General features: G+C 72.7%; 14 protein-coding genes, 1 other RNA gene and 1 pseudogene. 4 read left to right on the top strand and 12 right to left on the bottom strand.

Annotated features, from left to right (window positions below; all coding sequences use genetic code 11):
* Window positions 1-18: 18 nt before the first annotated feature.
* The gene (hisN, locus tag ABL57_RS05750) at window positions 19-816 is read left to right on the top strand and encodes a histidinol-phosphatase (protein WP_047802488.1); all 798 of its coding nucleotides are present in this window, start codon (window positions 19-21) and stop codon (window positions 814-816) included.
* 135 nt (window positions 817-951) lie between these two features.
* Here the strand turns inward: hisN and ABL57_RS20630 are convergent, their stop codons facing one another.
* The 4 genes from ABL57_RS20630 to prfB all read right to left on the bottom strand — a co-directional run bounded on the left by ABL57_RS20630 (window position 952) and on the right by prfB (window position 4,360).
* Entirely contained in the window at window positions 952-1,710 is a 759-nt protein-coding gene (locus ABL57_RS20630; protein WP_053004778.1) for a DUF4190 domain-containing protein, read from the bottom strand.
* A 187-nt stretch (window positions 1,711-1,897) separates the two neighbouring features.
* Window positions 1,898-2,280, bottom strand: a transfer-messenger RNA (tmRNA) gene (gene ssrA, locus ABL57_RS21150).
* An 86-nt stretch (window positions 2,281-2,366) separates the two neighbouring features.
* Window positions 2,367-2,843, bottom strand: a complete 477-nt coding sequence (gene smpB / locus ABL57_RS05740; RefSeq protein ID WP_047802487.1) for an SsrA-binding protein SmpB — start codon at window positions 2,841-2,843, stop codon at window positions 2,367-2,369.
* Window positions 2,844-3,238: 395 nt separating this feature from the next.
* On the bottom strand, window positions 3,239-4,360 hold the full coding sequence (prfB, locus tag ABL57_RS05735; RefSeq protein WP_047802486.1) for a peptide chain release factor 2: 1,122 nt from the start codon (window positions 4,358-4,360) through the stop codon (window positions 3,239-3,241).
* A gap of 88 nt (window positions 4,361-4,448) precedes the next feature.
* On the opposite strand from prfB, the gene ABL57_RS05730 reads away from it, so the two are divergent.
* On the top strand, window positions 4,449-5,609 hold the full coding sequence (locus ABL57_RS05730) for a glucose-1-phosphate adenylyltransferase family protein (protein ID WP_047802485.1): 1,161 nt from the start codon (window positions 4,449-4,451) through the stop codon (window positions 5,607-5,609).
* 42 nt (window positions 5,610-5,651) lie between these two features.
* On the opposite strand, the gene ABL57_RS05725 is transcribed toward ABL57_RS05730, so the two are convergent.
* From ABL57_RS05725 to ABL57_RS05690, 8 genes and pseudogenes are all read right to left on the bottom strand, one after another.
* Complete coding sequence (locus tag ABL57_RS05725; protein WP_047802484.1) at window positions 5,652-6,797, bottom strand: glycerol dehydrogenase; 1,146 nt, start codon at window positions 6,795-6,797, stop codon at window positions 5,652-5,654.
* Window positions 6,798-6,966: 169 nt separating this feature from the next.
* The gene (locus tag ABL57_RS05720; protein WP_152683294.1) at window positions 6,967-7,464 is read right to left on the bottom strand and encodes a pilus assembly protein TadG-related protein; all 498 of its coding nucleotides are present in this window, start codon (window positions 7,462-7,464) and stop codon (window positions 6,967-6,969) included.
* The gene (locus ABL57_RS05715) at window positions 7,461-7,916 is read right to left on the bottom strand and encodes a hypothetical protein (protein ID WP_047802483.1); all 456 of its coding nucleotides are present in this window, start codon (window positions 7,914-7,916) and stop codon (window positions 7,461-7,463) included. Before ABL57_RS05715 ends, ABL57_RS05720 begins: the two co-directional genes overlap by 4 nt.
* A complete protein-coding gene (locus ABL57_RS05710) occupies window positions 7,897-8,328 on the bottom strand; it encodes a TadE family protein (RefSeq protein ID WP_082157250.1) in 432 nt (143 codons plus the stop codon). Before ABL57_RS05710 ends, ABL57_RS05715 begins: the two co-directional genes overlap by 20 nt.
* Before the next feature lie 2 nt (window positions 8,329-8,330).
* Window positions 8,331-8,555, bottom strand: a complete 225-nt coding sequence (locus ABL57_RS05705) for a hypothetical protein (RefSeq protein WP_075872031.1) — start codon at window positions 8,553-8,555, stop codon at window positions 8,331-8,333.
* A gap of 50 nt (window positions 8,556-8,605) precedes the next feature.
* Window positions 8,606-9,550, bottom strand: coding sequence for a type II secretion system F family protein (locus tag ABL57_RS05700; protein WP_047802482.1), 945 nt, complete (start codon window positions 9,548-9,550; stop codon window positions 8,606-8,608).
* Window positions 9,547-10,404 (bottom strand): type II secretion system F family protein, encoded by an 858-nt coding sequence (locus tag ABL57_RS05695; RefSeq protein WP_047802481.1) that lies wholly within the window; start codon window positions 10,402-10,404, stop codon window positions 9,547-9,549. Before ABL57_RS05695 ends, ABL57_RS05700 begins: the two co-directional genes overlap by 4 nt.
* A pseudogene (locus tag ABL57_RS05690) lies at window positions 10,401-10,769 on the bottom strand (CpaF family protein); the annotation flags it as partial. The pseudogene ABL57_RS05690 and the gene ABL57_RS05695, both read right to left, overlap by 4 nt.
* A gap of 114 nt (window positions 10,770-10,883) precedes the next feature.
* Between ABL57_RS05690 and ABL57_RS20625 the strand changes: the two are divergent.
* Both ABL57_RS20625 and ABL57_RS05675 read left to right on the top strand, forming a co-directional pair.
* The gene (locus tag ABL57_RS20625) at window positions 10,884-11,621 is read left to right on the top strand and encodes a hypothetical protein (RefSeq protein WP_053004776.1); all 738 of its coding nucleotides are present in this window, start codon (window positions 10,884-10,886) and stop codon (window positions 11,619-11,621) included.
* A 106-nt stretch (window positions 11,622-11,727) separates the two neighbouring features.
* Window positions 11,728-12,060, top strand: coding sequence for a DUF4241 domain-containing protein (locus tag ABL57_RS05675; protein WP_047802478.1), 333 nt, complete (start codon window positions 11,728-11,730; stop codon window positions 12,058-12,060).
* The last annotated feature ends 21 nt before the right edge of the window (window positions 12,061-12,081 follow it).

Raw genomic sequence — 12,081 nt, 5'->3', positions numbered from 1 at the left:
TCGGGGTAGGTTGGAGCAATGCGCAGCCCCAGCAACTACACCGACGACCTCCGCCTCGCCCACATCCTGGCCGACGCCGTGGACCGTCTGACCATGCGCCGGTTCAAGGCCCAGGACCTGACGGTGGAGACCAAGCCCGACCTGACCCCGGTCACGGACGCCGACCGCGAGGCCGAGCAGCTGATCCGCGCCCAGCTGGGGCGCACGCGCAACCGGGACGCCGTCATCGGCGAGGAGTACGGCACCACCGGCAACGGGGCCCGCCAGTGGGTCGTGGACCCGATCGACGGCACCAAGAACTTCGTGCGCGGCGTGCCGGTCTGGGCCACGCTGATCGCCCTCGTCGACGAGGGCCGGCCCGTGGTCGGGGTGGTCTCCGCGCCCGCGCTCGGGCGCCGCTGGTGGGCCGCGTCCGGGACCGGGGCGTTCACCGGCAAGTCCCTGGCCAACGCCCAGCGCATCCGGGTCTCGCAGGTCGGGCGGCTCTCCGACGCCTCCCTGTCCTACTCCTCCCTGACCGGGTGGCGGGACCGCGGGGTGCGGGACCGCTTCCTCGAGCTCACCGACGAGGTGTGGCGGACCCGGGCCTACGGCGACTTCTGGTCCTACTGCCTGCTCGCCGAGGGCGCGGTGGACATCGCGTGCGAGCCCGAGCTGAACCTGCACGACATGGCCGCGCTCGTGCCCGTGGTCGAGGAGGCCGGCGGCCGCTTCACCTCCCTAGAGGGCGAGCCCGGCCCCTTCGGCGGCAGCGCGCTGGCCAGCAACGGCCTGCTGCACGACGAGGTGCTGGAGCTGCTCACGCCCGCCTCCTGACCCCCGTCCCCGGGTCCGCTCCGCCGTGCCCGGCGGAGCCCGGTGTCCGCGCGCGGTGCGGTGCCGGGCGCTCCGGCACGGGAACGCGTGGGGCCCGCACCGGTCGGTGCGGGCCCCACGCGTCCTCGGCGGCGCTCAGAGGTTCTGGGTGGTGAGTCCCATCTCGCGCTCGATGCACTGCTGGAAGGCGGTCGGGTCCGACGAGTACTGGTTGCAGGCCTCCATCGCCGGGCCGATCTCCCCGAACAGCGCCCCGAAGATCACCAGGAAGAAGATGCTCGCCAGGATGCCCAGGACGCTGAGCACGATGCCGATGATCGGCACCGCCTTGGACGCCCCCGGCGTGCGGCCGAGCTTGCGCACGGCCACGATGCCGAGCACCAGGCCCACGAGCCCGGGCACGAGGCCCAGCACGAACCAACAGGTCAGCAGGGACACGATGCCCAGGATGAGGGCGGCGATGCCCAGGCCCGTGCCCTGCGGCTTCGCACCCCCGCCGTACTGGCCCATGTCGTACTGGCCCTGCTGCCCCGGGTAGCCCTGGCCCTGCTGGTACTGGGCGGGATAGCCCTGGCCGCCGTACTGCCCCTGGGAGTACTGGTCCTGACCGTACTGACCGGCGCCGTACGGACCCTGTCCGTACTGGCCCTGCTGGCCCTGGCCGTACTGTCCCCCGCCGTACTGGCCCTGCTGGCCCTGGCCGTACTGGCCCTGGCCGTACTGCGGGGACGAGTACTGGTCCCCGCCCTGACCGTAGCGCGGCGCCTCGTAGGACGGCCCGGAGGGGGCGCCCTCGATGCGCTGGCCGTACTCGGGCCCGCCCTGGCCGCCGTAGCTCGACGACCCGCCGGCACCCGTGCCGCCCTGGTCTGGCGTGTTGTCGTTCTGGCTCATGGCGTTGCCCTTTCGGTCGTCGGCGGTACACCTCCAGCTTGTCACACCGCCCCCGGTCGCCGCCCATCTCCCGGGCCGGCCACGAGCCGGGCGCCCGGCCCCGGGACCCTCCCCCGGCCCGCCGGCGCAGGAGCTCCGGGCACGAAAAAAACCGGGGAGCGCCTCGCGGCGCTCCCCGGTCGGGGAATCGTGGAGATGGGGGGAATTGAACCCCCGTCCGATGCAGCTTTGTCAGGGCTTCTCCGGGTGCAGTCTGCGTGGCGTTTTATCAGTCCCGGCCCTCGTGCAGACCCGTGGCCGACGGACTCAGTCGCGCAAGTGTTCTCCAGACGCCCGCGACGAACGGCTGGAGCAGTGGCCTTCTAGCTGATGCCAGACCCCGGGTCGAAGGCGAACCCGGGCTGACAGTCACCTAAGTCTGGTTACGCGGCGAGCGCGAGGTCAGACTTTGCGGTGGCGTTGCTGTTGGAATTGGCAACTATTGTTTTACAGAGAGCGTTTACGAGATAACTCTGCGTCCTCGACCCGCTTCCCCTGTCTCAACTCACATCGTCGAAACCGATCATCCCCGTATTCTGTTTCCAAGCACCCCGCCGCAGCGGGATGTTCCAGTCTACCGCGCGGTATGTGGGCGTGCAAGGACTGGGTGCCGGAGCTCAGCCCAGGTTCTTGTACCGCATGGCCCGCTGGGCCTCCCGGTTGTCCTGCTTCTCCCGCAGGGCCTGGCGCTTGTCGTACTCCCTCTTGCCCTTGGCCACGGCGATCTCCACCTTGACCCGTTTGCCGTCCACGAAGTAGAGGGACAGCGGCACGATCGTGAAGCCCGTCTCCCGGACCTTCTGCTCGATCTTGTCCATCTCGCTGCGGTGCAGCAGCAGCTTCCGGCGCCGCCGGGCGGAGTGGTTCGTCCAGGACCCCTGGAGGTACTCGGGGATGTGCACGCCCTCGAGCCACAGCTCGCCGTCGGTGAACTGGCAGAACCCGTCCACGAGCGACGCGCGGCCCATCCGCAGCGACTTCACCTCCGTGCCCATGAGGGCGAGACCGGCCTCGTAGGTGTCGAGGACGTGGTAGTCGTGCCGGGCCTTCTTGTTGTTCGCGACGACCTGGCGGCCGGTGTCCTTCGTGGCCATGGGCCTCCTCCCTCGGGAACGGTGCGGACGGAACGCGGCCCCGCGACGGGGCGCACAGCCGATTCTCCATCCTATGCCACACCGTCCCCCCGCGCCGGGGGCGCCGGAGTGGCCCTGGCTCGACGCCGTGGCCCGGCTCGACCGCCCGCCTCCGGACCGGCGTCCCACCTCTTCGGCGCGCTGCACCTGTGGCCGCGGGCCACGGTCAGCCTCAGATGGCTCGTGCCCGCGACGACGGAGACGCCTCCAGCGGACGCCGACGCCCGCGGTGGGCCCCGCGGGCCTGGTTCCGGATACGGGTGCCGCGGCGGATGGTCGCGCCCGGCCGGACGCTCGCACGTTTCGCGCGAGCCCGACTGGGGCCCGGACTCAGCCGGTCCCGCCGGACCGGGGGCTCAGGCGTCCGCGGGCGCGTGCCGCTGGTCGGCCCGCCAGCGGATGCCGGCGTCGACGAAGCCGTCGATCGCGCCGTCGAAGATCGCGGAGGGGTTGCCCTCCTCGTGGTTCGTCCGCAGGTCCTTGACCATCTGGTACGGGTTGAGCACGTAGGACCGCATCTGGTCCCCCCAGGACGCCTTGACGTCACCGGCGAGCTCCTTCTTCTTGGCGCTCTCCTCCTCCTGGCGCTGCAGCAGCAGACGGGACTGGAGCACGCGCAGCGCGGCGGCGCGGTTCTGGATCTGCGACTTCTCGTTCTGCATGGACACCACGATGCCCGTGGGGAGGTGGGTCATCCGCACCGCGGAGTCGGTGGTGTTCACGGACTGGCCGCCCGGGCCCGAGGAGCGGAACACGTCGACCTTGATCTCGGCCTCGGGGATCTCGATCGAGTCGTCCTGCTCGATGAGCGGGATGACCTCCACGGCCGCGAAGGAGGTCTGGCGCCGGCCCTGGTTGTCGAACGGGGAGATCCGCACGAGCCGGTGCGTGCCGGCCTCCACGGAGAGGGTGCCGAACGCGTAGGGCGCCTTCACCTCGAACGTGGCGGACTTCAGGCCCGCCTCCTCCGCGTAGGAGGTGTCCAGGACCGTGGTCGGGTAGCCGTGGCGCTCGGCCCAGCGCAGATACATCCGCATCAGCATCTCGGCGAAGTCGGCCGCGTCCACCCCGCCGGCGCCGGAACGGATGGTCACCACGGCCTCGCGCTCGTCGTACTCCCCGGACAGCAGGGTCTGCACCTCGAGCTGGGAGAGCGCCTGCTTGACCGACGCGAGCTCCTCCACGGCCAGCTCGAGGGTCTCCGGGTCGTCCTCCTCGGCGGCCAGCTGCACCATGACCTCGATGTCGTCGATCCGGCCGCCCAGCTTCTCGAGCCGCTCGAGATCGGACTGCTTGTGGGAGAGCTTGGAGGTGATCTTCTGCGCCACGGCGGGATCGTCCCACAGGTCCGGGGCGGTCGCCTGCTGCGAGAGCTCGGCGATGTCCCGCCGGATCGCGTCGACATCGCTCACGGCCTCGATGGAGGCGAACGTGGAACGGAGGGCGGAGATCTCTGCCGGGAAGTCAAGGGAGGCCATGGAAGCCAAGATTATCGCATGGGGGCAAATTGCCCCGGGCCAGGAGGCCGCCCCTCTGGCAGGATGAAGCCGAGAGAGAGGACGCACCATGCGCATTCCCCGGACCCTGGCCCTCGTGCTCGCCGGCGGGAAGGGCTCCCGCCTCGCCGCGCTGACCGAGAAGAAGGTCAAGCCGGCGCTGCCCGTGGCCGGCACCTACCGGCTGGTCGACGTCGCGCTGTCCAATCTGGCGCACTCCCACATCTCCGACGTGTGGGTGGTGCAGCAGTACCTGCCCCACAGCCTCAACCGGCACCTGGCCAACGGCCGCCCGTGGGACCTCGACCGCACGCACGGCGGTCTGCAGGTCCTGCCCCCGTACGAGGGCACCGAGGACGAGGGCTTCGCCGAGGGCAACGCGGACTCCATCTACCGGCAGAAGGACCTCATCCGGGACTTCGCCCCGGACCTCGTCCTGGTGCTCAGCGCCGACCACCTGTACACGATCAACTTCCTCGACGTCGTGGACACCCACCTGCAGCGGAGCGCGGACCTGACCATGGTCACCACGGTCGTGGACGAGGACACCTCCCGCTACGGGGTGGTGCAGGTCGACGACGACGGGCGCGTGACCGGCTTCGACTACAAGCCCGAACGGCCGGAGGGGCAGCTGGTGGCCGGTGAGATGTTCCTCTACGACGCGCAGCAGCTGCTGGCGGCCCTGGAGGAGCTGCACGAGCAGGAGGGCCAGCTCGAGGACTACGGCAACGACCTCGTGCCGTGGTTCGTGGCCCACCGCACCGTGGTGGAGCACCGCCTGGAGGGGTACTGGATGGACCTGGGCACCATTCAGTCCTACTGGACGGCGCACCTGCAGGTGCTCGACGGCGAGGGGGTGACCCTCGACGACCCGGACTGGCCGATCCTCTCGGCCCAGCCGCAGCTGGTGCCCGCCCGGATCGAGGCCAGCGCCGACGTGCGCCGGTCCATGGTGGCGGCGGGCTCGACGGTGCGCGGCACCGTGGAGCACTCCGTGCTGGGTCCCGGCGTGGTGGTCGAGGAGGGCGCCACGGTCCGCCACTCGGTGCTGCTGGACGGCGTGCGGGTGGCCGCCGGGGCGAGCCTGGAGAACGTCGTGGCCGACGTCGGCGCCGCGATCCCCGCGGGCGAGCACGGGGGTCCCGGCGCCGTCACCCTGCTCGACGAGGCCGGCGCCGTGTCCGTCACCGAGGAGTTCGACCGCCGGGCGGTCCTGCCCGGCGGTTTCTGAGTCCGCCGGGGCCGGTGCCGGACCGGGCGCCCGGGCCGGTGGCTAGTGGGCGTGGCGGTAGGGCTGCGGCTCGGGCAGGCCGGCGCGCTCGTGCACCCGCCGGCCCAGTCGCTCGATCGAGGTCAGCGCCGCGGCGACGTCCTCCGCCCGCACGGCGAAGGGCATGCTGTGGATGGTCTCGCCCTCCACGGTCGCCGCCCGGGCCACGGCCCGGATCTCCTCGGTGTCCTCCGGGCGCAGCCCGATCTCCGTGAGCGTGGTGGGCAGCCCCACCCGGGTGGTGAACTCGATGAAGTCCTCGATCTCCGCGCTCGGCGCCCCCTCCAGCACCAGCTGGGTGATCGAGCCGATGTTGACCTTCTGCCCGTGGGCCAGGCCGTGGGTCTGCGGTGCCGCGGTCAGCCCGTTGTGGACGGCGTGGGCCGCCGCGAGGCCCCCCGACTCGAAGCCGAGTCCGGAGAGCAGGGTGTTGGCCTCGATGACCTTCTCCAGCGCCGGGGTCACCACGTGGTCCCGGGCGGCGTCCATCGCCACGAGGGCGTTCTCCCACAGCACGTCCCAGCTCAGCCGGGCCAGGGCGGTGCCCGTGAGGGTGGCCGTGCCCCCGGCCATGGTCAGCGACCCCGAGGCCGCGGTGGCCCGGGCCTCCAGCCAGGTGGCCAGGGCGTCGCCGACCCCGGCGGCCAGGAAGGTCGCGGGCGCGTTGGCCACCAGCTGGGAGTCGACGAGGACGAGGTCGGGGTTGCGGGGGAAGAAGCGGTACTCCTCGAACACGCCCTCGTCGGTGTAGACGACCGCCAGCGCCGAGGTGGGAGCGTCGGTGGAGGCGACGGTGGGCACGCTGACCCACCGGATCCCGGCGAGGTACCCGGAGGCCTTGACCGCGTCGATCGTGCTGCCGCCGCCCACGGCCACGGCCACGTCGGCGCCCGTGTTCCGGATGACCGCGGTGAGCCGGTCGATCTCCCCGGCCGAGGGGATGCCGTGGAACGTCTCGCGCGTGGCCGTCATCCCGGCCCGCGTGAGGGACGCCTCCACGTCGTGGCCCACGAACCCCCAGACGACGTCGTCGGCCACGACGAGGGGGGTCTGCCCGATGGCGGAGAGATACTCTCCCAGGCGTGCGATGGCGCCCGGTCCCTGGACGTAGCGCCCGGGGCTGATGACGGAGCGGACGGGAGCGTCCATGGCCTTCTCCTTCGACGACGGTGCCGGCAGGACGGTGCGCGTGCCGTCCGGGGAGTCCTCCCCGGTGCCCGCCAGCGTAGGAACTGCGCGGCGCCCGGCGCCAGGGGCGTTCTCGCCCGCTGAGAACCGTGGCCCGCCGCGTCCACCACGTTGCGGGAGGCGACGCGGCTCACCGCCCGAGCTGGGCACGGGCCTCGCTGGTGGCGGTGATCGCGATGCCCTGGGGCACCAGCAGGTTGACCACCGGCGGGTGCACGACGGCGCTCAGGGTCACCTCGGCGGTGCGCCCGTCCGGGCTGCCCGTCGGTGCGGCCAGGGCCAGGCCAGGGATGGCCGTCCAGGCGCTCTCGGTGTCGAGGTAGCTCGCGGCGGCCCCGGCCACGGCGTCGTCGTCCAGGACGGTGCTGGGCGGGGCGCCGGGCCCGCCGGGGCGCAGCGCCACGAACGTGTCCGCTGCGGCGAGCGCGGCGTTGTCGGCCAGCACCTGCAGCTTCCGCTCCCCCAGGTAGACGGACGTGACACCCATGACCACCACCGTCAGCAGCAGGGAGACCACCGCGAAGCCGATCACCAGGATGGTGACCTGCCCGCGGTCCGGGCCGTCCTCCGGGCCGTCCTCCGGGCCGTCCTCCGGGTCCCGGACCGGGGTCCCGTCCGGCACGCTCACCCGTACCTCCCGGGCACGACCGTGGCCGAGGAGGTGAGCACGGCGACCTCCAGGTCGGTGAAGCCCGGCACCAGGGGCAGCGGGACCTCCAGGGTGGTGTGCACCGTGGCGACCGCGCCGGGGCCCGTGCAGCTCCCGTCGGAGCACTCGAGCCGCACGGCCAGCTGCTCGGGTCCGAAGCCCTGGTCCGCGGCCGCCAGCTGCGCCGCCGCGGACAGGTCGGCGGCGGCGAGCTCTCCCGGCTCCGCCCCGGCCAGCACCTGGGAGCCCTGCTGGGCGGCGGCCACGACCGCGAACGCCCCGGCCTGGACCTGGGCCACCGTGAGCACGAAGTACACGACCGGGACCAGCAGCAGCGTCCCCAGCGCCACGAACTCGACCACCGCGCTGCCCTCGTCCTCGGCCGGGCCCGGCCCGCCGGCGGGGCCCGGCTCAGCCGCCGAGCACGGCATGGCCGCGCACTTCCAGGGAGGCGGGCGGGCCGAACAGCGCCACCACCGGCAGCGGGGAGACGACGCGGACCTCCAGCGTCCGCACCTCTCCCACCGTCACGGGGGAGGCGGCGACGTCCTGGGCGTAGCGGGGCCCGAGGGCGTCGGCGACGATCCGGCGGGTGCGCTCCACCCCGTCCTCGGGCGACCGGTCCGCCAGGGTCCCGTACCGGGCCCCGGCCGCCGCGGCGTCGACGAGGGTGTTGCGCACGTGCAGGGCCAGCGCCAGCTGCAGGGTGCCGGCGAAGATCATCGCCGCGAGACCGGCCACCATGACGTACTCCACCACGGCGTGGCCCCGATCCGCGGCCGCGGCTCCGCCGGCTCCCCGGAACCGGTCCCGCAGCGGCCGGAGCAGGCGTGCGAGCCACATGCTCAGTTCTGACTGACCCGGGCCATGGCGTCCTGGAAGAGCCCTTCCAGGGCCGGCTGCGCCACGAGGAGCAGCCCGGCCACGAGCACCGCCGACATCAGCGTCAGCATGACCCAGCCGGGCACGTCGCCGCGGTCGGGGTCCCCGGTGGCGAGCCGGTCGAGAAGGCCGGTGCGGAGCAGGGCGAGCAGGCCGAGCAGCGCGGCCGGCCGGAGCAGGTGTTTCATGGAGTGTCCTCTCGTGGTGGTGGCGCCCGGAGCCGGGCGCGGTGGGGGTCTCAGAAGCCGAGCTCCAGCACGGCCAGCCCGGGGTACACCGCGAACACGACGGTCAGCGGCAGCACGAAGAACACCAGGGGGACCATCATGGCGATCTCCTTGCGGCCGGCGGCCTCCATCAGCTCGCGCTTGTCGTGGTCGCGCACGTCCTGGGCCTGGGCGCGCAGGACGTCGGCCAGGGGCGTGCCGCGCTCGATCGCGACGACGATGCCGTCGACGAACCGCCCGATCGGGGCGATCGGGGTGCGCGCGGCGAAGTCCTGCAGGGCGTGCACCAGGCCCGCCCCCGACCGGGTCTGGGCCAGCACCTGGCGGAACTCCGCCGTGAGCTCGCCCTCCGCGACCCGGCACACCCGCTCGAGCGAGCCCACCGCGCTCTCGCCCGCCCCCACGGACAGGGCCATGAGCTCGGCCACGGCGGGGAACTCGGCGAGCATCCTCGCCTCCCGGGCCCGGATCCGCCGGCTCAGCAAATGGTCGCGCAGCAGGTGACCGGCCGCCGCCGTGGCCGCCGCGGCCAGCACCACGCCCCCGGCGCCCGTGCCCCAGCGGGCGGTGCCGGCCAGGCCCAGCAGGACGCCCAGGAGCAGGCCCCCCGTCGCGAACAGCAGCTGCTCGGCGCGGAAGTCGGCCGCCGTGCCGGCGGACCCGGCGCGCGCGAGCCGCCGCTCCAACCGCGCCGAGGAGCCGGCGTGCCGCACCAGCCGCCGGGCCAGGTCCCGGGCGACGGAGCCCAGCACCGTGCTCGCGGGGTCGTGCGTCCCGGCGCGGCGCAGCCCCGGTCCGGCCAGCAGCGCGGACTCGACCTCGACCGAGCGCAGCTGGGGGGAGATCCGCACGGCGAAGGACGGCCCGCCGGTCGCCCGGCTCCCGGTGAGCACGAGCCACAGGCCCGCGGCGAGCAGCAGGCCGAGGAGGACCAGCAGGGCCGGGGAGGCGCTCATCGCAGCACCCGCTCGGGTTCGGGCAGCGCGCCGATCCGCAGCATCAGGCGGTAGGCGAGCACGGACACGACCAGCCCGCCCAGCAGCACGAGCGCACCGGCCGGGGTGTCGTAGGCGCGGACGGCCGCGGGCTGGGTGGCCATCAGCAGCAGCACGATCCACGGGGCCGCCACGGCCAGGCGCGCGGCGTTGACGGTCCAGGACTGGCGGGCCTCCAGCTCGCCGCGGGTGCGGGCGTTCTCGCGCAGGAACTCCGAGAGGGTGCTGAGCAGCCTGCCGAGGTCGGTGCCGCCCACCTCCCGGGTCACGCGCAGCGCCTCGACGATGTTGTCCGCGACCGGGTCGGCCAGCCGGTCCTTGAGGAGCGTGAGCGAGCCCTGCAGCTGGCCCGACGCCCGGTAGTCGGCGGCGAAGCGGGCGAAGGCCGGGCGCACCGGCTCGGGGCCGCGGTACTGGAGCTGGATCAGCGCCTCCGGCAGGGACATGCCCGCCCGGATCGCGGAGCGCAGGTGGTCGACGACGTCGGGCCACACCTCCCGCAGCACCGCGGCCCGGCTGCGGGCCCGGTGCCGGACGACCGCTGCCGGGAGCCAGGCGCCGAGCAGGCCCGCGCACAGCCCGAGGACGGCCGCCCCGGTGACGGCGGCGACGAGCAGGCCGCTCAGCGCCCCGGCCCCGGCGCAGGCCGCCAGCAGCCCCGCGGGGCTGACTTGGGGCAGGTCCGCGCGCACGAGCAGCTCGCGCAGCCGCCCGGGCCGTCGGCGCCGCGGCGCCCGTGGCGCCTCCTCCGCCCAGCAGGACCACCAGAGCAGGAACACGCCCGCGCCCATCAGCACGCCGAGCGCGGCGCTCACGGGGCGCCCCCACGGGGTCCGTCCTCGGCGAGCAGGTCGCGCACCCGGTGCCCGGCCCGCTCGAACTTCCATGCCGCCGGGGCCTCCGCGGCGACCGCCCGCAGGCCGTCGACCCCCTCGGCGAAGACCGGGTACGTCTCGATCACGCCGTTCTCCACCCGGTTGCCGATGCCGAGGATCTCGGTGACGCGGCGGCGGCCGTCGGCGTCCCGGTGGCAGTGCACCACGAGGTCGAAGCACGAGGCCACGGTCGGCACCACGAAACCCGTGCTGATGTTCTCCCCCGCGAGCAGCGGCAGGGTGCAGATCTTCGTCACGGCGTCCCGGGCCGAGTTGGCGTGCAGGCTGCACATCCCGGGCAGCCCCAAAAATGTTGAAAGGCACTACAGAAAGTTGCCCCAAGGGATTGTGGACGTGTCAACATCAAGGCACAGTTAGCCATAGCTACACCGCACCGCCCGCCACGCAAGGAGCCAGCCATGCACCTCACCGTCACCTACAGCAACGGCACCACCACCACACACGAGGGCACCGTTGCCCAGCTGTGCGACATCGTTCGCGAGGACCTGCTCGACATCCCGGGTATCACCCCGCAGGAGCTGAACGGCCAGCTGCGCCGCCTGAAGAAGCCGGTCGACGGCGTGCGCAGCACCACGCTGGTGGACGGGGACTTCAAGCCGGTGGTCACGTACACCATCGTGCAGGCACAGCAGTCAGCTGAGGACTCCCCCGCTGCCCCGGTGGCCAGCCAGCCCGAGGAGCAGGTGCCTGCCGGTGAGGACGTGCTGGCGGCGGAGGGCGACGTGCTCACCGTGGCCTATGAGGGCGGCACGAAGGACCACTGGCCCGCCCTGGCTCAGCGCGGCGGCGGACACATCGCCAGCGCCCACGGCGTGCAGGCCGTGGCCGACAAGAAGACGCAGGAGGTCACGCTGTACGGCGCTCCCATCGCCCAAATGGAGGCCGTGGCGCAGCACCTGGGCACCGCCTGGCCCGCTGCCAGCGCGGCGGCGAAGGCGTGGTTCCGCAAGCCGGGCGCCTTTGGGGAGGTCGGGCGGGCCACGCACCAGGAGCGCCAGGAGCGGTTCCGCATCAAGCTGGCCTACCTGGAGGACTTCTGCCGGGGCTACGCCAGCGCCAGCACGGGCGCCGCCACCGCTCCCCCGGCTGGCGCGTCGCAGGGATACAGCGACGGGTGGGCGGCGCACAACGCGTAAGCCAGCCAACACAGCACAAGGGCACCCGGCCACCATCGGCCGGGTGCCCTTGTGCTGTCCGAGCCCCGTGCTTCAATGCGAGTACATCTACAGGAAGGAGCTCATCATGAGCGACACTCCCGAGTACATCGGCGACGTAGGGGTCGACTCCGGCCTCATGTGGCTTGGTGACCCCTGCTACGTCATGGGCGATGACGCCCCGACCCGCGTGCCCAAGTGGGGCGAGTTCGTAGACCGCACGTTTGACCCGAAGTATCAGATTGACGAAGCAGGCGTGTCTCAGCCTGTGGGCGAGAAGCTAGGCATGGCCGTGTCATCCGGTTATGGCGACGGCCTGTATCCGGTCTACATCACGCGCAACAGCGAGGGCCGCGTTGCCACGTTGACGGTGGACTTCCTCGCCGGCGATGAGGACGAGCAGGACGAGTCTGCGAGCTGAGCCAGCCAGCGTAGGACAAGG

The sequence above is a fragment of the Kocuria sp. SM24M-10 genome, from assembly GCF_001027955.1.
Lineage (GTDB): Bacteria > Actinomycetota > Actinomycetes > Actinomycetales > Micrococcaceae > Kocuria > Kocuria oceani.
The sequence above is the reverse complement of the archived record's forward strand: the minus strand, read 5'-3'. Positions and strand labels throughout refer to the sequence as shown.